This is a genomic window from Xanthobacter nonsaccharivorans (assembly GCF_043194755.2).
GTDB lineage: Bacteria > Pseudomonadota > Alphaproteobacteria > Rhizobiales > Xanthobacteraceae > Xanthobacter > Xanthobacter autotrophicus_G.
In genome coordinates this window covers 2,652,381-2,676,767 of sequence record NZ_CM195526.1, presented here as the reverse complement: position 1 = coordinate 2,676,767, position 24,387 = coordinate 2,652,381, and the positions used below count along the sequence as shown (strand labels likewise).

General features: G+C 68.6%; 16 protein-coding genes and 1 tRNA gene. 10 read left to right on the top strand and 7 right to left on the bottom strand.

What is annotated here, in order from left to right:
* Positions 1–60: 60 nt before the first annotated feature.
* From V5F59_RS12305 to V5F59_RS12290, 4 genes are all read right to left on the bottom strand, one after another.
* Positions 61–831, bottom strand: a complete 771-nt coding sequence (locus V5F59_RS12305) for a proteasome-type protease (RefSeq protein ID WP_393977753.1) — start codon at positions 829–831, stop codon at positions 61–63.
* A gap of 96 nt (positions 832–927) precedes the next feature.
* Positions 928–2,100 carry a GNAT family N-acetyltransferase gene (locus V5F59_RS12300; RefSeq protein WP_393977751.1) on the bottom strand — a complete coding sequence of 391 codons (1,173 nt, stop codon included), beginning with the start codon at positions 2,098–2,100 and terminating at the stop codon, positions 928–930.
* A gap of 90 nt (positions 2,101–2,190) precedes the next feature.
* Positions 2,191–2,934, bottom strand: a complete 744-nt coding sequence (locus tag V5F59_RS12295; protein ID WP_393977749.1) for a glycerophosphodiester phosphodiesterase family protein — start codon at positions 2,932–2,934, stop codon at positions 2,191–2,193.
* Positions 2,935–2,949: 15 nt separating this feature from the next.
* Positions 2,950–3,414 (bottom strand): RidA family protein, encoded by a 465-nt coding sequence (locus V5F59_RS12290; protein ID WP_393977747.1) that lies wholly within the window; start codon positions 3,412–3,414, stop codon positions 2,950–2,952.
* 128 nt (positions 3,415–3,542) lie between these two features.
* Between V5F59_RS12290 and V5F59_RS12285 the strand changes: the two genes are divergently transcribed.
* The 8 genes from V5F59_RS12285 to proA all read left to right on the top strand — a co-directional run bounded on the left by V5F59_RS12285 (position 3,543) and on the right by proA (position 16,845).
* Entirely contained in the window at positions 3,543–4,391 is an 849-nt protein-coding gene (locus tag V5F59_RS12285; protein ID WP_393977745.1) for a cell envelope integrity EipB family protein, read from the top strand.
* A 9-nt stretch (positions 4,392–4,400) separates the two neighbouring features.
* Entirely contained in the window at positions 4,401–4,691 is a 291-nt protein-coding gene (locus V5F59_RS12280) for an acylphosphatase (protein ID WP_393977743.1), read from the top strand.
* A gap of 92 nt (positions 4,692–4,783) precedes the next feature.
* Positions 4,784–6,313, top strand: a complete 1,530-nt coding sequence (locus tag V5F59_RS12275; protein WP_393977741.1) for a glycosyltransferase family 39 protein — start codon at positions 4,784–4,786, stop codon at positions 6,311–6,313.
* Complete coding sequence (locus V5F59_RS12270; RefSeq protein ID WP_393977739.1) at positions 6,304–6,783, top strand: GNAT family N-acetyltransferase; 480 nt, start codon at positions 6,304–6,306, stop codon at positions 6,781–6,783. Before V5F59_RS12275 ends, V5F59_RS12270 begins: the two co-directional genes overlap by 10 nt.
* A gap of 235 nt (positions 6,784–7,018) precedes the next feature.
* Positions 7,019–7,732 (top strand): glutathione S-transferase family protein, encoded by a 714-nt coding sequence (locus tag V5F59_RS12265; RefSeq protein ID WP_393977737.1) that lies wholly within the window; start codon positions 7,019–7,021, stop codon positions 7,730–7,732.
* A gap of 408 nt (positions 7,733–8,140) precedes the next feature.
* Positions 8,141–10,120, top strand: coding sequence for a tetratricopeptide repeat protein (locus tag V5F59_RS12260; RefSeq protein WP_393977735.1), 1,980 nt, complete (start codon positions 8,141–8,143; stop codon positions 10,118–10,120).
* A gap of 167 nt (positions 10,121–10,287) precedes the next feature.
* A tRNA-Ser gene (locus V5F59_RS12255) sits at positions 10,288–10,379 on the top strand.
* 589 nt (positions 10,380–10,968) lie between these two features.
* Entirely contained in the window at positions 10,969–16,845 is a 5,877-nt protein-coding gene (gene proA / locus V5F59_RS12250) for an anti-phage protein ProA (protein WP_393977733.1), read from the top strand.
* 68 nt (positions 16,846–16,913) lie between these two features.
* Here proA and V5F59_RS12245 read toward each other — a convergent pair whose 3' ends face one another.
* The 3 genes from V5F59_RS12245 to V5F59_RS12235 form a co-directional block, all read right to left on the bottom strand.
* Positions 16,914–17,525, bottom strand: coding sequence for a cysteine dioxygenase family protein (locus V5F59_RS12245; RefSeq protein ID WP_393977731.1), 612 nt, complete (start codon positions 17,523–17,525; stop codon positions 16,914–16,916).
* A gap of 21 nt (positions 17,526–17,546) precedes the next feature.
* Positions 17,547–18,287 (bottom strand): alpha/beta hydrolase, encoded by a 741-nt coding sequence (locus V5F59_RS12240; RefSeq protein ID WP_393977729.1) that lies wholly within the window; start codon positions 18,285–18,287, stop codon positions 17,547–17,549.
* 184 nt (positions 18,288–18,471) lie between these two features.
* The gene (locus tag V5F59_RS12235) at positions 18,472–19,413 is read right to left on the bottom strand and encodes a cation diffusion facilitator family transporter (protein WP_393977727.1); all 942 of its coding nucleotides are present in this window, start codon (positions 19,411–19,413) and stop codon (positions 18,472–18,474) included.
* Positions 19,414–20,941: 1,528 nt separating this feature from the next.
* Here V5F59_RS12235 and V5F59_RS12230 point away from each other — a divergent pair.
* Both V5F59_RS12230 and V5F59_RS12225 read left to right on the top strand, forming a co-directional pair.
* Complete coding sequence (locus V5F59_RS12230) at positions 20,942–22,405, top strand: porin (RefSeq protein WP_393977725.1); 1,464 nt, start codon at positions 20,942–20,944, stop codon at positions 22,403–22,405.
* Positions 22,406–22,790: 385 nt separating this feature from the next.
* On the top strand, positions 22,791–24,122 hold the full coding sequence (locus V5F59_RS12225) for a porin (protein ID WP_393977723.1): 1,332 nt from the start codon (positions 22,791–22,793) through the stop codon (positions 24,120–24,122).
* Positions 24,123–24,387: the final 265 nt, after the last annotated feature.

The following is a 24,387-nucleotide window of genomic DNA, read 5'->3' as shown; positions in this document are numbered from 1 at the left end:
AGGGCGCCCGCGGGCGCCCTTTTTCGTTCTGGCTCTATCTCCGGCCCAAGGCCCCGCCCGTCACACCTCGGTGACGGCGCGCAGCCGCACATCCTTCAGGTAGGGGGGGCGGGGGATGGAGGCGTGGGCGGAGCGCAGCGCCGCCGACCAGCGCTCGCGCAGATCGTGGAAATAGGGCTCGCCGGGCTCGATCCGGTAGATCAGCTCGGAATGCAGGGAGTCCGGCGTCACCACCATCACATCGATGGGCAGGCCCACGCCCAGGTTCGAGCGCATGGTGGAATCCATGGAGATGAGGCTCGACTTCAGCGCCTCGGCGATCTCCATCTCATAGGTCACGGCCCGGTCGAGCACCGGCTTGCCGTACTTGTGCTCGCCGATCTGCAGGAAGGGCGTGTCCGGCGTGCACTCGATGAAATTGCCTGCGGAATAGATCATGTAGAGGCGCAGGGTGTCGCCCGCGATCTGGCCGCCGAGCAGGAACGACACCTCGAAATTGATGCTGCTCTGTTCCATGACGGCGCCGTTCACCTTGTGAACCTGCCGGATGGCGGTGCCTACCAGCTGGGCAGCCTGGAACATGGTGCGGCAGTCGCGCAGCTGGCGGCGCTCGCCGATCTCGTGGTCCTCCACGCCCTCGCGCAGCAGGCTCACCACCGACTGGGACACCGACAGGTTGCCCGCGGTGGCGAGGCCGAGCACGTGGTGGCCGGGCTCCTCGAAGATGTGGAGCTTGCGGAAGGTGGAAATGTTGTCGAGGCCCGCATTCGTGCGGGTATCGGCAATCAGAACCAGCCCTTCCCGCACCAGCACGCCGCAGCAATACGTCATCACAAACCCCAGATTTTTCGCGCGAGACTATAGCGACGTGGGGCCACGTGCGGCAACGGGCGGATGATGTCGCATGGCGCGGGGGCGCGCCGGCCGTCAGTCCTGCTCCTCCTCGCAGCTGCGGCGGAAGGGGCCGAGCTCGGTGAGCACGGCGGCGTCCTCCTCGATATAGGCCCGCTCCCGCTCCAGATATTGCGCCACCGCCCGCTCCAGGGCCGGATGGACGATGTAGTGGGCGGAATAGGTTGTCTTGGGCAGGTAGCCCCGCGCCAGCTTGTGCTCGCCCTGGGCGCCCGCCTCCACCACCTTGAGCTTGTGGGCGATGGCATAGTCGATGGCCTGATGGTAGCAGACCTCGAAGTGGAGGAAGGGGTGGTGCTCGATGGCGCCCCAATAGCGCCCGTAAAGCGTGTCCGCGCCCACGAGGTTGAGGGCCCCGGCGATGTAGCGCTCCTCCCGCCGCGCCATCACCAGCAGCACCTGGTCCGCCATGCGCTCGGCCATCAGCGTGAAGAAGCGCCGGTTGAGATAGGGCGCGCCCCATTTGCGGCCGCCGGTGTCGAGATAGAAGGCAAAGAAGGCGTCGAACGCCTCTTCCGTCAGACTGGGGCCGGTGAGCCATTCGATGGTGATGCCGTCGCCGAGCGCCTCGCGCCGCTCCTTCTTCAGCGCCTTGCGCTTGCGGGAGGCGAGCTCCGCGAGAAAGTCGTCGTAGGAGGCGTATCCCGCATTGGTCCAGTGGAACTGCCGGTCGGTGCGCTTCAGGAAACCGAGGCCGGCGAGGGCCTCCCATTCCTCCTCGGTGGAGAAGGTGACGTGGGCGGACGAGGCCCCGCGCAGCCGCACCAGCTCCTTCAGCCCCGCCGTGAGGGCGGGCCGCCCCACGGGATCGGCCGGATCACGCAGCAGCAGCCGCCGGCCGGTGACGGGCGTGAAGGGCACCGCCACCTGGACCTTGGGGTAATATTCGCCTCCGGCACGGGTGAGGGCATCCGCCCAGCCATTGTCGAAAACATATTCCCCCCGCGAATGGGACTTCAGATAGGCGGGCAGGACCGCCGCCGGCGCGCCGTCCGGCCCGTCCAGCACCAGATGCTGGGGCAGCCAGCCGGTGCGGGGGGCGGCGCAGCCCGCTTCTTCCAGCGCGCTCAGGAAGGCGTGGGAGACGAAGGGCTCGGGGCGGGCCGCGCCGCCTGCGGCGCAGGCATCCCAATCGGCGGCCTTGATCTCTGTGAGCGCGGGGAGGATGCGGATGTGGGCGTCGGGCATCCCGCTAAGGTGTGCGCTGCACACAGGCCTGCCCACCGCGACAGGATGCCACAGGTGCCGACTTCCGCTGCGGAATTCATCTCGAACGGGTCAGGGCGCGAAGCCCTCGAACACCATCTGGTCGGCGCCGCGGGCGGCGCGCGCCCGGTCCTCGGCCGTGCGCACGGTCCAGGTGAGCACGGGTAGCCCGACGGCGCGGGCGATCCGCACGGCGGGTCGATCAAGATCGGCGACGCGGTAGTTCACGAACTGGAAGCGCGTGCGCGGCCAGTGCAGCAGGTTCGCTAGCACGACGCCTTCCCGTCGGCTGATGCGGGGCCATTCGGCTTCCTCGTAACGCCCCTCCGCGACGATGCCACGGGGGAGGGAGGGCGCCTGGCGGCGCACCTCCACCAGCATCTGCGGATCGAACGACATGAGCGCCGCCGGCCCCGCATAGGCGCAGACCAACTGGGCCGCCCGCGCCGCGAGGCGCGTGTCGCCGGTGAAGGCGCTCTTGATCTCGATGACGAGGGGCACCTGGCCGCGCACCCGCGCCATCACCTGCGAGAGGGTGAGAATGGGATCGGATGTGCCCCGGAACAGGATGCGCCCGATCTCCGCCGCCGTGCGGGCGGCGAGGGGGCCCGTGGCCTCCGTCAGCCGGTCGAGGGTGAAGTCGTGGAACACCATGGCCTCGCCGTCGGCGCTCGCCTGGATGTCGAGCTCGATGGCATAGCCCCTCGCCACGGCGGCATCCATGGCGGAGGGGGCATTCTCGATGATGCCGCGGGCAGCATCATGAAAGCCGCGATGGGCGACCGGTCGCGCGGTGAGCCAGCCGAGGTCGCCCATGGTCCGTCCTCCGCCTCAGGCGACCTCGACGATCGCTTCCACTTCCACCGCCGCGTCGAACGGCAGGGCTGAGATGCCCACCGCCGAGCGGGCATGGCGGCCCTTGTCGCCCAGCGCCTCGACGAGGAAGTCGGAGCAGCCGTTCACCACCTTCGGCTGGTCCACGAAGTCCGGCGTGGAGGCCACGAAGCCCACGAGCTTCACCACCCGCACCACCTTGTCGAGGTCGCCGATGGCCGCCTTCACCTGGGCCAGGATGTTGATGGCGCACAGCTTCGCGGCGGCCCGGCCGGTCTCGACGTCCACGCCGCCGCCGAGCTTGCCGGTGATGATCTTCCCCGCGGCGTCGATGGAGATCTGGCCGGACACGAACAGCAGGTTGCCGGTGCGCGCCACGGGCACATAATTCGCCAGCGGCGGAGTCGGAGTGGGGAGGGTGATTCCCAGTTCGGCGAGCTTGGCGTCGACGGACGAAGTCATGAGGGGCTCCTGCCACACGGTGTGCGCATTTGGACCCTCTCTTGGCCGAACCATCGCGTCGGCGCAAGCTGGTGCCCGAATGCCTGCCCGGCGCTGGCCGAGGCGGGCGCTGAGGAGGATTTTCCAAGATGCGCCTTCCCGCGCGCCATCCATTCGGCAGGGGCGTTGCCACGGGCGCGGCGCTGGCCGTGCTCGGCCTTTCCGGCCTCGCGGCGGTCCCGGCCGCGGCGGCGAGCTTCCTGCCGCACCGGGCGAGCTACCGGCTGACGCTCGATGCCTCCAAGCCTTCCGGCCAGCTCGAGGACATGAGCGGGCGGATCGAATACGAGATCACCGGCGACGCCTGCACCGGCTACGACACCGTGACGCGACAGGAAAGCGTCGCCTCCACCGGTGACGGCAGCCCCCTGCGGCAGGCCATGACCTCCAAGGCGTGGGAGGATGCGGAGGGGAAGTCCTACCGTTTCTCCTCCACCTCCCAGGATGGGGACGACACCTCGAAGATCGAGGCGAGCGTGGTGCGCCAGGGCCGCGACGCCCTCAAGGTCACTGTCGTTCAGCCCAAGGACCGCACTCTGGAGCTGAAGGGCGACATTCTCCTGCCCACCGAGCACGTCTCCCAGGTACTGAAGGCGGCGGCGGCCGGCGAGCGGGTGCTGCAGGCCAAGGTCTATGACGGTGCGAGCGATCCGGCCAAGGTCTACGACACGCTGACCGTCATCGGCGCCCCGAGCACGGACGAGACGCGCGTCGCCGGCCCGGCGAAGCCGTCCCTGTCCGGCCACACCTTCTATCCGGTCACGGTGAGCTATTACGACGAGGGCGGATTCGGCGGTCCGCCGGCCTATGTGATGGCCATCTCCCTCTATGACAACGGGGTGGTGGGCAACCTGAAGATCGACTACGGCAAGTTCGCCGTGCTCGGCGCCATGTCCACCTTCGAGGCGCTGAAGCCTTCGGAAGGCTGCGGCAAGTAGGGGGCGCCGGTGCGTTATGTGCATGTGATGCTGCGCGGGCGGGTGCAGGGCGTGGGCTATCGCGCCTGGTGCGCCCGCGAGGCGGAGGCCCGCAGCCTGCTCGGCTTCGTGCGCAACCGGCGGAGCGGCGCCGTCGAGGCGGTCTTCGCCGGCCCGGCCGAGGTGGTGGAGGCCATGCTGGAAGCCTGCCGCGCCGGCCCCTTCGGCGCACGGGTGGACGACATGCTGGTGCACGACGTCTCCGACACCGCCCTGGCCGCGGGCGGCCGGGACCGATTCGCGGTTCTGGAAACCCTGTAACGGCCGGCTTGGGCGGCCGCTCCGGGCGCGGTGGCGCCGGCGGGCATCGGCCGCTATAGAGGCACGGCGGATTTTCGGAGTGCCCCTCTCCCGTGACTGACACCTATCTCCATCGGGACGCGCCGGCCGGCTCAGCCGTGGCGGCGTCTGCGGTCCCGTTCTGGGCCCGCCCGGCAGGCGTTGCGACGGTCATCGGCGCCTGGATGGTGATCCACGCGCTCATCGCCGTCTTCTTCGAGGTCGCGGTGAATGCCGACGACGCGATCGAGAGCTACATGGTCCAGTCCCTGGAGCTCTCCTACGTTCCGCGCAACCCGCCCTTCTTCGACTGGCTCCTGTGGGCGCTCCAGAGGATCGTCGGGACCGGGCCCCTGTCCTTCGCCATCCTGCGCTATACGCTGCTGTTCGCCTGCGCCATGCTGGTCTACCGCATCGCGCAGAAGGTGATCGCCGATCCGCGCCTGCAGGCGCTGGCGGCCTATTCGCTCTCGGCGATCTGGGTGATCGGCTATCACAGCCACCGCATCCTCACCCATTCCAACGTGATGATCGTGGCCATCGCCGGCACGTTCCTCATGCTCACCCTGCTGGCGGAGCGTCGCTCCCTCGGGCGCTATGCCGCCCTCGGGGCGTTGATCGCCTTGGGCATCCTCGGCAAGTTCGGCTTCGTGGCCTTTCTCGGCGTGCTGGTGATCGCCTCCCTGCTGGAGCCCACCTACCGGCGTGCCCTGCTGGACCGGGGCATGCTGGTGGCGGCGGCGGTCGCCGCCGTCCCCCTCGGCATCTATGCCTGGGCGCTCATGCGGCTCGACCAGGATGTGGCGGGGGCCACCGCCCAGACCATCGGCGCCACCGGTGCTAGATGGGAAGATGTGATCGTCACCGTGGTGGGGGCGCTGGCCGGCTACGTGCTGCCCCTCGTGGTGCTGATGGCGGTGGTGTTCCTGCCCTACAACCGGGGCGAGGGCGCGCAGCCGGACGACGGTGGCCGCGCCGCGCCCCGCCGGGTGCTGCGCACGGTCATCATCCTCGGCATCGTCGCGACCCTCGTGGCCACCATCGCGGTGGGTGCCACCACCCTGCGGGACCGCTATTTCCACGTCTTCCTGCTGCTCCTGCCGGTCTATCTGTTCGCGGAGCTGGAGCGGCTCGGCGGCTGGCGGCCGCGCGTCACCCTCTATCTGTCGCTGCTGGCGGCGATCAGCGTCGGCGTCATGCTGACGCGCATGGCGGCGCCCCTGTGGCCCGACCCGCGCCTATGCGGGCGCTGCACGTCTGCGGAGCCGCTCTACAAGATCCAGGCGGCGGTGGCCGGTAAGCTCGGGGCCGCGCCCACCTTGGTCGCCGATGATCGCATGTCCGCCGGGCGGCTCAGGGCCGCCATTCCAGGCGCGCGGGTGGTGATCGTGAGGGAATTGCAGTACCGCCCGCCGCCGCGCCCATCGACGGGCTGCGCCCGGGTCACCGGCATCTTCAACGGCCTGCCGCAGCTGCTTTTGCCGCCGGCCGGCAACGACACCATCGAGATGTCGGTCAAATGGTGGTCGCCCATGATGAATCCCCATCGCTGGAGCGACTGGCAGATGACCATCCTGCCGCCGGACGACCCGCTGTGCCGGTAAGCGCGCTTCCCGCCGGCCTCGTCATCCGCGAGGCGGAGGCCGATGACCTGCCCGCCCTCGTCGCCCTGTTCGCGGCCGACGCGCTGGGCGGGCACGGCGACACCACCGACCCCGCCGCGTTCGACGATTACCGCGCCGCGTTTGCCGAGATCCTCAAGGACCGGCCCGCCGTGCGCCTGTTCGCGGCGGAGCTGGACGGGCGGGTGATCGGCACCTTCCAACTGGTGGTGGTCACCAGCCTGCCGGGCAGGGGCGCCCGCCGCGCGCTGCTGGAGGCGGTGCAGGTGGAAGCGGGGCTGCGCGGGCGGGGAATCGGCGAGGCCCTGGTGCGCTTTGCCATCGAGGACGCGCGCCGGGCCGGGGCGAGGAGCCTTGCGCTCACCTCCAACAAGGTGCGCCTCGACGCCCACCGCTTCTACCGCCGGCTTGGATTTGCCAACTCCCACGAGGGGTTGAAAATCACGTTGTGACCGGTTGGTCGCAGCGCCGGGAGAGGCGACTTGCCCTGTGCACGGGTCATGTCTACCTCTAGAGCCGGAAGCGTCCATGTTGAATCGCCCGTGCGATTGAACGTGGACGGTTCATCCGCCTCTATTCAATAAGTTAGAGGGTGATTCATCGGCCATAAGGAACCGCGCCGCGATTCCGTATGATCGGATCGCGCTCTGGCCGCCGGTCGCGCACGTCGGCCACAGGGAGGGCATCATGGCGCAGGTCCAGGCTTCGCCGATCGAGCTTTACTACTGGCCGACCCCCAACGGATGGAAGATCGCCATCATGCTGGAGGAGTGCGGGCTGCCTTACGAGGTGAAGCTCGTGAACATCGGCAAGGGCGACCAGTTCAAGCCGGACTTCCTCGCCATATCGCCCAACAACAAGATCCCCGCCATCGTGGACCCGGAGGGGCCAGGCGGCGCGCCCATCTCGGTGTTCGAATCGGGGGCTATCCTGCAATACCTCGGCCGCAAGACCGGCCTCTTCTATCCCGCCGACGAGCGCGGCCGGGTGGAGGTGGACCAGTGGCTGTTCTGGCAGATGGGCGGACTTGGCCCCATGGCCGGGCAGGCGCACCATTTCCGCATCTATGCGCCCGAGAAGATCCCCTACGCCATCGAGCGCTACACCAACGAGGTGCACAGGCTCTACGGCGTGATGAATGCCCGCCTGAAGGACCGCGCGTATCTCGCCGGCGACTATTCCATCGCCGACATGGCCGCCATCGGCTGGTCGAAGCTGTGGGAGCGGCAGGGCCAGCACATCGAGGAGTTCCCGCACCTCAAGGCGTGGATCGACCGCATGCTGGCGCGTCCCGGCGTGCAGCGCGGCCTCGCGGTGAATGCCGAGGAGCGGACGAAGAACGATATCTCCAAGGACCAGGACGCTCACGCCATCCTGTTCGGCCAGCGGGCGCGCAGCTGAGGCGTGTTCAAGCCGTCGGATGTCGGTTCGCGTGGCGAAAGTGCCTAGCCTCAAGATCATGAGAACCGGCTGAAGGGCCGTCGGGTTGCGCAGGTTGCTCCTGCGCGTCGCTTCCCTCGACATGAACCTCGATTTCGGACTAGATGCTGCCGCGCCCGAGAGGCACCCGATGAAGCCGTCGTGCGGCTGCGTTGGGCGCGCGGGTCCCTTGTTCGTGGCCGTTCCGAGTGGGTCGCCTGGGTGATCCGGCCGGCACGGCAGTATCATTTCCCACGTCTGGAGACCTCCTTGCCGTCTCGGCCGGTCAGCCCGAGCGGTTCCGGTTTCCAGAGAGATCCGGAAGGTCGGGTTCCCCACGCGGCGACACTTGCGCTTCGGCGGGGGCCGTGCCCTGCGCGAGGAGCGCCCATGGTCACCGACGTGCGCGCCGAATTTGGACGCGCCACCGCATTGCACCGCGAAGGACGGCTGGACGAGGCCGTCGACATCTACCGTCGCCTCCTGAAGGCGCGGCCGGGTGTCTTCGATGTCCAGCGCCTGCTGGTGCTCGGCCTGCTCCAGGGCGGCAAGGCGAAGGAGGCGCATGCCGTCGCGCGCAAGGCGCGGGAGGGGCATCCCTCCAATCCGCATGCCCACGTGATGATGGGGGCGACGCTCCAGGCGGAAGGCAAGTGGGAGCGGGCGCTCGCGGCGTTCGAGGCGGCCACCGTGCTCGATCCGGGGCTGGTGGAGGCACATTATCTTGCCGGCAACATGCTGGCGAACCTGGGGCGTCACGCCGAGGCGGCGGCGCGGTACGACCGAACCCTGGCCCTTGATCCGCGCGCGGTCGAGGCGCGCGCCAACCGCTCGGTCGCCCTGTCCCTTCTCGGGCGGCCCGACGAGGCGCTCGCCGACTGCGAGAAGCTGACCGAGCTGCAGCCCTGGGAGCCGCGGCATTTCCTGTCCAAGGCGAGCACGCTTCTCGAGCTCGGGCGCTTCGCCGAGGCGGCGGCGGCGGCGGATTCGGCTCTGAAGCTCAAGCCCAATCTCGCCGATGCCTTGTTTCTGAAAGGGCAGGGGCTGCTCGGACAGGCCGATCTGGAGGGGGCACGCCAGACGATCGCCGCCGCGCTGAACGTCGCGCCGGACCGCCCCGTCTTTCAGGCGACCCTCGCCCGCCTCGAGCGGCATCTCGGCAACCGGGAAGCGGCCCGCGACCTGTGCGAGAAGGTGCTGGCCCGCGGCCGGGCCGCCGCGCCCGTGTGGCAGGAGCTGGCGGAAGTGCGCCGCGAGCTGCTGGACCTGCCCGGCGCGCTGGCCGCGGCGAACAGCGCTTTGGAGATCGAGCCGGCCCTCGCCTCCGCCCTGACCACCAAGGCACGCCTGCTCGCCGATCTTGGCCGCCCGCAGGATGTCCGCTCCCTGGTCGACAAGGCGCTGGAGGCGGATCGGACCTTTCCCATGGCCCTCTACCTGCGAGGGACCGAGAATCTGGCGGACGGCCGGTGGGCCGAGGGGTGGGCCGGCTATGAAAGCCGCTCCTCCTTCCTGCCGCCCCCCTACCGCCCCCTGCCGTTCACGCGTTGGGACGGCGGGGCAACGCCTGGGGAGCTCATCATTCTGGGCGAGCAGGGCATCGGCGATTTGATCATGTTCGGCCGCCTGCTGCGGCTGGTGGCCGACCGTGGGATTCGGGCTCGCTTCCTGACTGCGGCCCAGAACGTGCCGCTGCTGTCGCGCATCGATGCCCGGGTTCCAGTCATCGGCGATCTTGCGCAGGTGGACACCTCGCGGCCGGATCTGCGCTGGATTCCGCTGGCGAGTCTTCCGGGCCTGATCGCAGCCGATCCGGCGGAGTGGCCGCGGCCGCCTTACCTCACCGCCGAGCCGGAACGGGTGGCGCGCTGGCGATCGCTGCGGGGCGATGGACTGCTTGTGGGCATCTATTGGCAGGGCAATCCTTCACCCGCGGTGGATATCGGCCGCTCGATCCCCCTTGAGGCCTATGCGCCACTTGCCGCCATTCCCGGCGTCACGCTGGTGAGCCTCCAGCAGGGGGCGGGGATCGAGCAGCTGGACGGCTGTTCCTTCGCCGACCGGATCCTGCGGCTGCCCGAAGGCTGGGACGCGGACGGGACCTATCTGGATACGGCGGCGCTCCTCCAGCATCTCGATCTGGTGGTGACCTCGGACACGTCGATGGCGCACCTGGCAGGGGCGCGGGACATCCCGACCTTTCTGGCGCTGCGCGTCGCCCCGGACTGGCGTTGGGGCCGCAGCGGCGACGCCTGCCCGCTTTATCCGCGCCTGCGCCTCTACCGCCAGCAGACGGCGGGGGACTGGCACGAGGTGTTCGGGCACATCGCGGGCGCCGTCGGCGAGATGGCGGCCCGCGCAGCCCGATAAGTCGCGGCCCTTGCGGGCCAGCGGTTTTAGCGAAGCACGAGAGACCCGCGCGATGACAGTGGGTTCCCGTGCGCGGCTTTCCTTCGTGGAGAAGGTGTCACATTTCGCGCGCTCAAGGACGGGATGCCTTGCAAAGGCGGCGGACGTCCGGCATAGGGAGGAAAGCGGGAGACGTGGCCGAGAGGCTGAAGGCACTCGTTTGCTAAATGAGCAGACCCCCAAAAGGGTCTCGAGGGTTCGAATCCCTCCGTCTCCGCCACTTCCACTGATTGCTCTCCATGACACGGCCTAGCCGCCGTTCGCCGCGTGACGGCAAGCGGCGTGGCGGGCCATGGATTCCACGCTCCAGCCGGTTGGTTTGATCGCGCTCCCGCGCTCCCGCCGGCCTCTCGATGCGGTTGGTTTCATCCTCGTCACGAAGACGATCGCGCCCGAACGGGTGCGCGAGGCGGTGCGGGCAGGCGGAGCTCGGTGAAAACAAGGTGCAGGACGGCGCCGGAAGGCGGAAGCACCAGCGGATGCGCCGGTCCCCGGGTCCATGATCGGTCCTCCGCAAGGCAACACGGTCAAGGATGTCCTTTGTTTCGCGAGCCAGGTGCAGTCGCTGGGCCGCATCTCCAGGTCAGGTTCGTGGCGACAGAGACGGTCGATCGCATTCTGCAAGGGGGCAGGGCGTTCGCCCTCGCAACCTGTCCTGCAACACGCCTGGCGTTATCCGTTCATCGGATTGCAACGCCAGATTTTGTTGCCCTAATGTTACGGGGCAAAGCAGGGGGTGGGCAGTGGACGGGCGTTTCGGAAGTGGAGCCGGGGACAGGGATGTCCCCGAGCCGGCGATCATTGCGGATGTGGCGGGTTCCTTCACCTACGCGTCGTTCCAGAATGCCATCCCGGTGTTGCGGTCGCTCCGGCTGACCAATGCGGGCGAGCGCACCCTCACCGCCTGCCGGCTCGACGTTTCCGCGGTGCCTCCCTTTCTGCGGCCGAAGAGCTGGACCATCGACCGGCTGCTCGCCGGGGACGAGGTCGCCATCACCGACCGGCGCGTGGAGCTGGACCCGGCGTATCTGAAGGACCTCGACGAGGCGGAGCGCGGCGAGATCACCTTCGTTCTCAGCCAGGGGCAGGAGCGGCTTGCCGAGGCGCGCATTCCGGTGCGCCTGCTGGCCCGTGACGAATGGGGCGGGGTGGCGGACATGCCGCAGCTGCTTGCCGCCTTCGTCATGCCCAATGATCCGGCGGTGGCCAAGCTGCTGCGCGCCGCGTCCGACAAGCTCCTCAAGCATGGCCTGCCTCCCGGCATGGACGGCTACCAGAGCGAAGATCCCAAGCGCGCTGGCTTGCTTGCCGCCGCATTGTACGGGGCCGTGTCCGCGCAGGACATCCATTATGCCGAGCCGCCGGCGAGCTTCGAGAGCCGCGGCCAGAAGGTGCGCCGCCCCTCCACGATCGCAGCCACGGGCCTTGCCACCTGCCTCGATTCGACGCTGCTGTTCGCCGCGGCTTTCGAGGCGGCGGGACTCCATCCGGTGCTGCTGCTGTTCGAGGGGCACGCGGCCGCGGGCGTCTGGCTCCGGAAGCGCACCTTGCCGGAGGCGGTGGTCGGCGATGTCATGGAGGTGCGCAAGGCGCTTGCCGCCGGCGAGCTGATGGTGTTCGAGACCACCGCCGTGACCCGCCGGCCGGTGCTGCGCGTGGAACAGGCCCACGGCGCTCTGCTGCCGCGGCTGGAGGAGGGGCGGGAGCACGCGTTCCGCGCCGCCATCGACGTGCGCCGGCTGCGCGAGGCCGGCATTGCGCCCCTCGCCGCCCATGAGGCTCTGGCCGCGACATCTGTCGGTGAAGCCCCGGCCGGCGATGGGCTAGACCTGCCCCTGCCGCCCCTTGGGCGCGAGGATGCAGTCGAGCCGGCGCCGATGGAGCCGAAGCCCACCACGCCGGAAGGCCGCATCGAGCGCTGGCAGAAGAAGCTGCTCGACCTCACCCTTCGCAACCGGCTGCTGAACTTCAAGGATTCGAAGAAGACCGTGCCTTTCCTGTGCACGGACCTCGCCTATCTGGAGGACCGGCTGGCGGGTGGCGCCGGCATCCGCGTCGTCTCCCTGCCGGGCCAGAACCCGCTGGCCGAGCGGGATGCCGAGCTCTATCGCGACATGCGCGGGCAGGATGTGCGCCGCGCCTATGCCGCCGAGGCGCTGGCGCGGGACGAGCTGCCCTCCCTGCTGACGCCGAAGCAGCTGGAGGCGCGCCTCGTCGACCTCTACCGCGAGGTGAAGAACGATTTCGCCGAGGGCGGCACCAACACGCTGTTCCTCGCCGTGGGCTTCCTGCGCTGGCGGCGGCCGGGCGAGGCGAAGGACTATCGCGCGCCGCTGCTGCTCGTGCCGGTGAAGCTGGAGCGCACCGCGGCTTCCGCCCGCTTCACGCTGAGGTTCCACGAGGACGAGCCGCGCTTCAACGCCACCCTGCTGAAATTCCTCGAGCAGGAGTTCGAGCTGCCCTTGCCGCAGCTCGCCGGCCCGCTGCCGGAGGACGACACCGGCATCGACGTGCCACGCCTTTTGGCGGAGGTGCGCCGGGCGGTGCGCGACGTGCCGGGCATGGAGGTGGTGGACGAGACGGCCCTCTCCACCTTCTCCTTCGCCAAGTATCTCATGTGGAAGGACCTGGTGGAGCGCACCGACCTGCTGCGGCAGAACCGCGTGGTGCGCCACCTCATCGACACGCCGGACGTGCCTTTCCCCGCCGCCGACCGGCCCGCTCCGGAAGAGCGGGACCTCGACCGCGCCTATGCCCCCACTGACATCGTCAGCCTGTTGCCGGCGGATTCGTCGCAGATCGTCGCCAGCGTGATGGCGGCGGAAGGGCACGACATGGTCATCGTCGGGCCGCCCGGCACCGGCAAGAGCCAGACCATCGCCAACATGATCGCCCACTGCCTGGCGGTGGGAAAGACCGTGCTGTTCGTGGCGGAGAAGTCCGCCGCCCTCGACGTGGTCTACCGCCGCCTGCGCGAGCATGGGCTCGGCGCCCATTGCCTGGAGCTGCATTCCAGCAAGGCCGACCGCAAGAGCTTCCTCGCCCAGCTGAAAGTCTCGTGGGAGCACGGCGCCCGGGCCGACGACAGCGCCTGGACCGAAGCCAGCGCCCGTCTCGGAGCGAAGCGCGACGAGCTCAACGCCTATGTGGAAGCGCTGCACCGGCTCCATGGCAACGGCCTCTCCGCTTATGCGGCGCTGGGCACCGTCCTGAAGGGCGAGGGGAGGGCCGCTCCGGCCGTCTCCTGGCCTGCCGCCGACGCCCATGATGCGGCGACCCTGCGCGCCATGGAGGACTTCGCAGCCGAGGTGGGCCGCACCTTCGCCGCCGTGGGGCAGCGACCGGCGCTGCGCTTCGTCGATGCGGACGCGTGGTCCAACGTGTGGCAGCAGGGCCTGCTCGCCGCGGCCGCCGACCTGCGCCGCGCGGCGGAAGAGCTGTCGGACGCGTTCGCGCGCCTTCTCGGTTCCCTCGGCCTCGCCGCCCGTCCCGAGGCGCGGCTGCCGGATGTGGCCGGCTTCGCGCGCTTCGCCGCGGCGGTGGACACCTGCGCCGGCGCCGACCACGCCATCGCCTTCGACGCGGAGATTGATCGCCTGCCGCAGCAGGTGGAGGCTCTCGGGGCCGCCGTCTCCGCCGTGCGGGCCGTGGAGGCCGCCCTCCATGGCCAGTTCGTGCGGGCGGAGGTGGGCGGAATCCCGGTCGCGGAGTTGGAGCAGGAGTGGCGCCTCGCCTCGGCCGCCTTCTGGCCGCTCAGCGCCACCAGGCAGGCGCGGGTGCGCAAGCTGCTCGCCACCTATGCCCGGACGGGTGCGAAGCCCGACCCGCAGGAGGCGCTGCCCCTGCTGCGGCGGTGGCAGCTGCTTCTCGCCGAGATCGCGGCAAGCCCGCTCGCCGGCAAGCCACTGGGCTTCGCCGGCCCTGACAGCGACACCGCCGCCATGGCCATGCTGATCGCCAATGCCCGGGAGCTGCGCGCGGCCTTCTTCGCCCTTGGGCTGGCGGAGGGGGAGGCCGAGGCGGTCGCGGACGCCATGGGGCCCATCGTCACCGGCGGGCAGGACCCTTACGGCGTGCGCGGTGCCGGCGTGGCGCTTCGCGAGGCCCTCGCTGCCTTCACCGCCTCCGCCATCGCCTTCTCCGGGGCGGCCGGGTGCAGCACGCGGGCGCTGGTGGGCGACGACACCCTGGCCGGCATTGCCCGCGCCATGGCGGAACTCCGGGAGGCCCGCACCGCGCTCGCCGACTGGACCAGCTGGCGCGGCGTCCGCAAGACAGCGGTGGCGAGGGGGCTCGGCACGCTGGTGGAGGCGGTGGAGGCAGGGCACGTTCCGCCCGACGGGGCCGCCGCTGCCTTCAGCCTCGCCTATGCGCGCTGGTGGCTGCCACTGGCCATCGACGGCGATCCGGTGCTGCGCGACTTCCGCCGGTTCCGGCATGAGCACGCCATCGACGCGTTCCGCCAGCTGGATGACCTGGTGCGCGCCCATGCGGCGGACCGGGTGCGGCTGCGCATCGCCCACGGGCTGCCGCCGGTGCAGAGCGTGCCGCGCAGTTCCGAGCTGGGCCTGCTGCGCCACCAGATGGAGCTGCAGCGCCCCAGCAAGTCGATCCGCGAGATGATCGGGGCCATGCCGGGCACCTTCGGCAAGCTGGCGCCGTGCATGCTCATGTCGCCCTTGTCCATCGCCCAGTATCTGCCGGCGGGCCATGCGCAGTTCGACGTGGTGATCTTCGACGAGGCTTCGCAGATCACCACCTGGGACGCGGTGGGCGCCATCGCCCGCGGCCGGCAGACCGTCATCGTCGGCGATCCCAAGCAGCTGCCGCCCACCAATTTCTTCGGCCGCAACGAGGACGAGGAGGAGATCGAGGACCACCAGAAGGACCTGGAAAGCATCCTCGACGAGGCGCGCGCCTCCGGCCTGCCGCTGCGCTATCTGCGCTGGCACTACCGCAGCCGCAACGAATCCCTCATCGCCTTCTCGAACCAGCATTATTACGGCAACCGCCTCATCACCTTCCCCGCCCCGCGGGTGGAGGACCGGGCGGTCACGCTCTGCCGCGTGCCGGAGGGCGTCTACGATCGTGGCAAGAGCCGCACCAACCTCGCCGAGGCGCGGGCGCTGGTGGACGAGGCGGTGAAGCGCATGCGCGGCTCGCTGGCGCTGCCGGAGAGGGCGCGCCAGACCCTTGGCGTCATCACCTTCAACATCCAGCAGCAGGAGTTGATCCAGGATCTTTTCGACGCCGCGCGGCAGGACGCGCCGGAGATCGAGTGGTTCTTCTCCGACGACCGGTTCGAGCCCACCATCGTCAAGAATCTGGAGAATGTGCAGGGCGACGAGCGCGACGTCATCTTCTTCTCCATCACCTTCGCGAAGGATGCCGCCGGTGTGCGCCGCATGGATTTCGGCGCCCTCAACCGCGACGGCGGCGAGCGCCGGCTCAACGTGGCGGTGACGCGGGCGCGGCAGGAGCTGGTGGTGTTCTCCGGCACCGGGGCCGAGGATATCGACCTCGGCCGCACCAAGGCGCTCGGCGCGCAGCACCTGAAGGCCTTCCTGGACTATGCGGCCCGCGGCGCCGTGGCCCTCGCCGGTCAGGACCGCGGTTCCGAGGGAGGCTATGAATCCCCCTTCGAGGAGGCCGTCGCCGAGGCCTTGATGGCCCGGGGCTGGCAGATGGTGCCGCAGGTGGGCGTCTCCGGCTTTCGCGTCGACCTCGGCGTCCGGCATCCCGACACGGCGGGCAGCTTCCTGGCCGGCATCGAATGCGACGGCGCGGCCTATCACAGCTCCGCCACCGCACGAGACCGGGACAAGGTGCGCGAGGAGGTGCTGCGCACGCTCGGCTGGGAGATCCTGCGCGTCTGGTCCACCGACTGGTGGCTGGACCGGGAGGGCGCCCTGTCGCGGCTCGACGATGCGCTGAACGCTCTGCTGGCGCGCAGCCGCCAGCCGGAAGAGGTGTCGCCCGCGCCGTTTCCGGACGATACGTTCCCCACGCCCGAGCTGGACACGGAAGAGACCCCGTCGGCAGGCGTCGCCTCCCGTGCCGGATGCGATGCGCCGGAGGAGACTGAACAGGTGGAGCCGGTGTTCGCCGGGGTGCCCTTCCGCGATGCCGGGGCGGCGCTCGCGCCAGCGGACATGGCTTCGCCTCCGCCCACCACGGGGGCGGCTCACGACGGCCTCTTCTACCGGGTGACCGATCTCTCCTCTTTCACCCCGCAGCCCGATGCATTCTTCGAGGAAAGCTATGCGCCCCGCCTTGCCGCGATGGTCGAGGCCGTGCTGGCGTGCGAGGGCCCGGTGCGCGAGGACGTCCTCGCCCAGCGCATCGCCCGCGCCCATGGCTGGCTGAGGACCGGCGCGCGCATCCGGGCGCAGATCGCCCCGCACCTGGCGTCCCAGGAGCGCACCCGGGAAAGCAGCGGAGACTTCCTCTGGCAGGCGGGAACGGTCCGCAGGATCCTCACCTATCGGGCGCCCTCAGGGGGCGCCACCCGCCGCGGCATCGACGAGATCCCGCTCGCCGAACTCGCCTCCGTGGTGGCGAACAATGCGGCGGTGCTGGCTGAAAAGGACTCTCTGCTGGCGCTGGCGCGCAGGATCGGCTTTGACCGGCTGGGTGCCGCGACGCGCGTGCGCCTCCAGGAGGCCATTGACCGCGCATTGCAGTAGCGATCAGCCCGGAAAGGAGCCGGCAGGGGAATGCCGCGCTGCCGTTGTTGCGGCACAGGCCCGTAGCTTTAGTCCACGATCTGGGTCTGGATGGTCAGGATGTCGTAGGCTGGCGCGGTGGGCGGATTGGCGTAGACGGTGGTGAAGGCCTCTTCCCGCCCGTCCGGCGTCACGGCTTTGCGCGCCAGGCCGCCGATCTCGCCGCCATAGACATGGATGGCGATGGCCGGCTCGCTCCCCGATGCGTTGATGATGGAAAGGCCATCCCCGCCCTTTGGCGAAAACGTCTCCACCGTGCCCGCCCCAAGCAGCCTCGCCGGAGCGCGGGGGGCGGGTGGGGCGCCGCCCTCGAGGGCGAAGCGCTGGCGCGAGATCCCGCCGCGCAGCACTCCGAAAATCTCCCACACCGGTTCCTGGCACAAAGGCATGTGCGCGCCGGCCGCGAGCACGGTTGCCACCACGCAGAAGCGTTCCATGCCATCGGCATAAAGCTGGTACTGGCGCCACGGCGCCCCCTCCGCCTGGGCGAAGATGCCGGGCAGCCAGTTCCCTGCCGCCAGAAGACGCGTCATGAGATCCTGCCCGATCATCAGGATCTCGCGGTCGCTGTCCGCCAGCTCCACCATGGACTGGATGTCCCAGATGAAGCGCTTCAGCGCTTCCGGCACGGGCTGGGTCACGGCAAGGGCCTCCGGCGGGTGTCAGTGGTCATGATCGTGATCGTCGTCGTTCTGCGCCTGCGCCGGCTTCCTCAGATGGGCGGCGAGGATGTCGCCCGTGGCGAGGATGCCGTCGTCGTCGAAGCCATGGCCGAGGCCGGGCCGCCGCATGCTCTTGGCCGGCACGCCCAGCGCCTTCAGCCGCTCGCGCGTTTCCACCATGTCCGAGAACGGCATCACCTTGTCCGCCTCGCCGTGGATGAGGAAGACGGGCGGCCGGGAGCGGATCTCCTCTCCAAGGCCATTCGCCACCGGCAACGACGCGCCGAAGCCCACGATGACGGCGGGCGCCACGGTCCTCCGCAGACCGGCATGGAGCGCCAGCATCGCGCCCTGGGAGAAGCCCACCAGGGCGAGATGACTGTCCGGCAGGCGGCGGGCCGCCAGCATCTGGTCGAGGAAGGTGTCGAGCCAGGGGCCCACGGTGAAAAGGCCCTGCGCGATGGCATCCGGCGTCATTGCTTCGGGTGGCCCGAAATCCGGGGGAAACCATTGTCGGCCGCCGCCGGGGGCAGGGAAGGGAGCCTCGGCGGCGAGGAAGTCCGCCTTGGGCAGGTCGGGGGCCCAGTTGAGCGCGCGGTCGATGACCATCTGGCCGTCGGCGCCCTCCTCGTGCAGGACGACGACGAGATAGACCGGCTTGCCGCACGACAGGGCCGCGATCTTCGGTCCTGCGGTGATGGCGCCGCCGGGTGGGGGCGTGTCGGCGAGGCGGGCGGTCATCTCACCTGTTGCCCCAGGCGGACGTGTCGGCTTCCCCACAGGGGCGCGCGTTCCGCGTCGACAGTCGATTCTCGCGACGTTGCAGGGACATGGAGCCGCCCTTCCTCGATCGCCGCCGCGGCGGCGCGCCTGATGGGAAGGCAGGATGCAGGAACCAGGCCGGTCCTTCCCCGGTCGCCGGGGGTCAGGGCAAGGCGTGATCCTGCGTGGAGTTGGCCGCCCCGGACGGCGCCTCCTCGTAGCTCGCGGCGATCACCACCACGTCCGCATCGGGAATGGCGGCCTTGAGCGCATGGCGCAGGCCTTCGGTCACGGCGCTGACGTCGGCGATGGTGCGCGTCGGCGCGAAGGCGACGGTAATCTCCACATGGGCCACGTTGCCGGATTTGCGCGTGCGCACGCCGATCAGCTGCTCGTACTGGTCGAAGAAGGCGGCCAGCGCCGTGTTCACCTTCATCTGCACGGGCTCGGCGAGGGCGCGGTCGAGGAGATCGGGCAGCGCCTCCGAGATCATCCGTCCGCCGACGACCAGCATGAAGGCCGCGCCGACGAGGCCGCCGAAATCGTCGGCCACCCGCGCCACCTTGGTGTCGGGAAGCAGCACGTCCAGCGCGACGCACACCACGACCGTCACCGAGGCCAGGGCCTTGGCGATGCGCGCGCGGAACTGGCTGAGGACGATGATGGACGTCCCCTCCCGCGTTGCCCGCCACAAGGGTGGGAGGGGGGCGATGTTGGTGAAGAGGTTGTAGACCACGAGGCCCATGGCGATCGCCGCCCAAGCCGGCGGCAGCGGCTCCGCATCGGAAGGTTGGAGCACCTTCACCAGGACGAACACCGCCGCGAGCAGCAGCAGGGCGCCGATGGCCGCCGAGAACATCCGCTCCAGCTTGCCGATGCCGAAATCATAGAAATAGGTCCGACCCCGGTGGACCGAGCGCAGCGCCAGGAGGGCGGCACCCTCCACCAGCAGCAGCAGGCCGCCGCGCAGGATCTCCGCCAGCATGGCGAGCGAGCCGATGTGCGAGACGGTCACCGCATAGGGCACGAAGACGCTGAAATCGAGGAGGACGGCGATGAGGATCGCACGTTCCTTCTGCAGATCGGCCTTGGTGGGAACTCGCATCACATGGACCGCCGCCTCAACCTGCCAACCGCAGGCCGGCCTGAAACTAGACCACGCGCGAGGGAAACGAAAAGACCGGCGCCCCGCCGCAAGCGCCGGCAGATGCGAACGGCGCGGCCGCGCAAAATCGGCAATGCGCACGTGCCACGCTGAAGTCGTGTCCCGCCCGGCATCAGGCCTGTCTGGCGCCATCCGCAGGCGCAACTCGCTCACCCCGCGAGCGCGAGGCCCCCATCGGCCTCGGTGCCTCCGAGGTGGCGTCGTGGGCGGATGAGTCGGTTTCGATCCGACTCCGTCCCTGTACCCATCGGCCAGCGGCTCCATCGGCGTAGGCGGGTCGAGCCCCGTGAGGGGCGTTCATGGCTGCATTGGCAGTGCCTTCAGCACGAACCTCGGTGCCAGCTGGGCAATGGGGCCGTTTGGTGCCCCATGTCCGCCACGGCACGAAAGCGCTTCTCTCGCGCATTTCGCCGCGCCCGTACGAATTCGGCGCGCAGGTCCTTTCCGCGTCACGCTGCCGTCCGCATCTTTGCCGGGCTGGCGGTGCCCGGGCGTCGGGAACGGAGCCAATATCCCTGCCGGAGGTGGCAGCGGACGACCACACTTGCACCCTGATGAGGGTGCGGCTGGCGCCGGCGCGCATGGTGGAGGTGGCGCTGTCCATGAACGCATCGGCCGCCCGGGGGCGGTGCAATCCCCGACCTCGCCCTGCCAAGGCCGTCGAACGGCACCGACAGGGCGCGGTCAAGCGTGACCGAGGTGGCCTTGAGCCTTCGGCCCGTTCCGATACGCCACATTTCAGCCGTGGCTTCCGCAAAGGGGGAGGGGGCCCATATCCCTCCATGTGGCCGATAAGACACAGCATTGCGAGGCGCGCCCCGGCCATCCACCCTGGATGGCGTTGCGTAAGGGTGAAGCCGCAGCCATCGACGGACGACTCGCCAACCTGCGGGAATCGCTTCGTTTTGCCGTCTTGGCAGCCTTGTCGGCGAGAGCGTCCGGCCGTTCGGGTCGATTCCGGGGGCGCAATTGCAATCTGCAGCCTCAATTCGGAGTGGCTACTCTCATTCCGAGCGGGGTGCGTGCGGGACGGGCAGCACGACGCTCGTCGCGCCAGTGTTCCTGCTACGGCAAGGCTTCACAGCCTCTCCAGCCATTTTGGCCACCGCCCGCTGCTCCGGCCGATGCGCTTCTGAATCTTGTTCCTAGGCAATGAGTTAGTGGGCAAAATGGCATCCGCGATGTCGGTACCGAGGTCCCTCAATCCAGGAGTGCCATTCCTGCAACACTCCCTGGAAAACGGGCCCGAAAGCGGCGTCAACGCTGCCGTTCCGATTGATCACAGTTCGGCCTTTTGTATGTTGGCTTTGCGACGAAGGGGGGCAGTCCCCGGTCGCCCATCGCGTGTTTGGCGATGTTCGAAGAAGCGGCTGAACACGTGTTTGGGAATCGGGGCAAGAACCTCTCGGGTGCATCCGCACCACCGAAGCGGAACTCGCTCCCTCGCACAGAAAACTTGGAGGTCACGATGAAGATGGTGAAGAGCCTTCTCCTCGGTAGCGCGGCGGGTCTCGTCGCAGTGGCTGGGGCTCAGGCTGCCGACCTTCCCGTCAAGGCGAAGGCTGTTGAATACGTGAAGGTGTGCTCGGCGTACGGCGCTGGCTACTTCTACATCCCGGGCACCGACACCTGCATCAAGATCGGCGGCTATGCCCGCTTCGATACTTATGTGAATGCGGTCGGCACCTTCAATCCGGCGATCTCTTCCGCCGCTGGCACGGCCTTCAACGGCCCCGGCGTTGGCAACCTCGCCTACCCCTTCAGCGATGCTGACGATGCGGACTACCTGACCCGCGTCCGCGGCGTGTTCGACATGGACGCCCGCACCCAGACCGACTACGGCACCCTGCGCTCCTACGTGCGCTTCGGCGCCGAGTGGAACTCCCAGGCTGGCGCGGGCTCGGGCCCGAACAGCGGCGTGTACTTCGAGCGCGCCTTCATCCAGTTCTCCGGCTTCACGTTCGGCTACACCCAGTCGTTCTTCGACACCGGCCTGAACTACATGCTGACCACGCCGTACGCTGGTTCCAACACCTGGACCACCATGCTGGCGTACACCGCGCAGTTCGGTAACGGCTTCTCCGCGACCCTGTCGCTCGAAGACGCCGCCAACCGCACCACCGGCGTGCAGCTGACCGGCGCGACCGCTCAGCCGGTCTTCAACGTGAGCACCACGGCGACCGGCCTCGGCTACACCAACTTCCAGGGTGGCCAGCAGGCTCCGGATATCGTCGCCAACCTGCGCCTCGACCAGGCTTGGGGCTCTGCTCAGCTCTCCGGCGCCCTGCACCAGGTCGTGAGCCTGCAGACGCTGTATAACGGCTTCTTCCCCGGCGCTGCCTCCACCGATCAGTGGGGCTGGGCCATCGGTGGCGCGGTGGAGTTCAAGCTCCCCTTCCTCGCCGCGGGTGACAGCATCTTCTTCCAGGCCGGCTACGAGCAGGGCGCTGCGGCTTACCTCGGCCTCTCCGGCACCGCGCAGGGCCGTGCGGTCGGCGTGGGCTCCATCGACATCACCCAGGTCGGTGGCTCGCTCTTCGCCAACGGCGCGTTCTACACCGTGGCTGACGCCGTGGCCGACCTCTTCGGTCAGCCCGCCCTCACCTCCGGCTGGTCGCTCCAGGGTCAGTTCCGTCACTACTGGACCCCGGGCCTGCGCTCGGCCCTGTATGCCGGTTACGTCTCCTACGAGACCCCCGACAACATCGTCGCCGCTTTCAACTTCAACATGTGGCAGGTGGGTGTGAACACCATCTGGTCGCCGGTGAAGAACCTCGATATCGGCGCGGAAGTGCTCTACTCCAAGGTCGACGGCTCCGTGCCGCTCGGCAACTACGCTGCGATCACCGAGACTGGCGGCACCCGCTTCTCGCTGGCCGGCGGCTCCACCGACATCTGGTCGGGCGGCATCCGCGTGCAGCGCAACTTCTGATCGAAGCTTCGCCTCGATTTGGGAAAGACCCCGGTGGGCAACCACCGGGGTTTTTCTTTTGTGCGGCTTGCTCCGTCCCCAATGGGGCAGGTCTCTATATATTTAGAACAATCCAATACTTCGGCACCGCAATTCCAATTCTGGTAGTTGTGCGGTAATGTACTCGGGCTTCGAAAGGGGGCTCCGGTTCGAAGTCCGAAGTATCGCGCGGCACCACGCGCAGCATCTCGGGAGCGTTCGGAGCCTACCGCTTGGATGTGCTGGGTGTTGCACCCACGCCCGGGCGGGTTCGCAGAGCAGGATTGAGGGGTGCCGGGGTGTTGTTTTTCACCTTGCGTTTCCCGTCCCATCCTGTAGAGATACATTGTATCTTTTGGGGGATGGCATGACGCTTTTCCAGGCGTTCCCGAAGACTCGGAACGCAACTCGACTCGTTGCCCTTGCGGCTGGGATCAGCGGCCTTGCCGCGACCGGTACCGTTGGTCATGCGGCCGATCTCCTGTCGGTGAAGACCCAGCCGAACTACATGAAGACGTGCCCTGCGGCAGGGGACGGATTCTTCTATATCCCCGGTACAGACACCTGCCTGCGCATTGGCGGATACCTGTGGGGAGAAGGTTATTACAACACCTATACCAACTATCCCGCCAACTACGACAAGACCTATGCGCTTGCCACCGCCGGCGTGATTCTCGATGCGCGGACGGAGACCGAGTACGGCACCCTGCGCTCCTATATCGAGACCCGGCTGCGCTGGCGCTCGGCGGATCCCTGGTCGAGCGGCCCGAGCTTCCAGTGGCCGCCGTCGGCGGAGCCGTCCTCCAGCGAAGTTGAGGTCTGGAATGCTTACGTCCAGTTCGGCGGCTTCACGGCGGGCAAGGCGCAGTCCTTCTTCGATTTCTACGCCAATGCCAACGTGCTGGGCTCCGATCCGGCAACCATCGGTGACGACACCCGCCTGAGCCTGATCGCCTACACCCACGAGTTCGCCAAGGGCCTCAGCGCGACCTTGTCGTTCGAGGATGCGGCCGATCGCCAGGGAGGCATTTTCGCCGCCAATCCCGGCCTCTTCTCGACGGACGATTACCAGGCCGGCGTGCGGTCGCCGGATATCGTCGCCAACGTGAAGTATGAAGGCGAGTGGGGCACGGCCCAGCTCTCCGGGGCGCTACATCAGGTGAATGCGGTGTCGGTGCTGGCGCCGGTCAATGCGGTGCAGGACAGCTGGGGCTATGCGTTGCAGGCCGGCATCATGTTCAACCTGCCGGCGCTGGGCGAGGGCGACACCCTCTATCTTCAGACGGCCTATGTGGACGGCGCCGTCGCCTATCTCGGCCTGGTGGATCCTTCGGGCAGCTACACCCCGCCCGACGCCTTCCAGGGCGCCCTCGGTGGCCTGAGCAAGGTATCCGGCTGGAACTTCACTGCGTCGCTTCTGCACAATTGGAACGAGAAGTGGAGCACCGCGCTGTTCGGCGGCTATGCGGCGTATGACTTCAACGATCCCACCGCGCAGCTGGTCTACGGGAACTCCGGCGGCACGAACTATAACGTGGGCGGCTATCTCGCCTTCGCGCCGGTGAAGCACTTTACCGTTGCGCTTCAGTATGACTACACCTTCAACGAGGCGAAGAATTACCTGCCCACGAGCTTCGGGCCGGCCCTGTCCTCGGTGAACGCCAGCCAGGTGCTGCTGTTCGTCTCCCGCGATTTCTGATCGGGACATTCACCGGATGCCGGCGGGGGCGTGAAGCCCGCCGGCGGCCGCCGGGCTTTGGCTCCTCCTTGGCCCGACGCAGTCCTTTTGCCACCCTTCCGACTTCAACTGGTCGTGCCAGACAGCATGTTCTCGCGGCGGAGGCTTCCGAACCGTCGTCGAAGTGTGCTCAACTCCCCGCGGTTCGCGCCGGGCTCGTCCGGCGGTGTCCGGGGCACGCGCCGATCCGCTCGCATTGCCGGCGGATCGGGGGAACGCGTTCTCC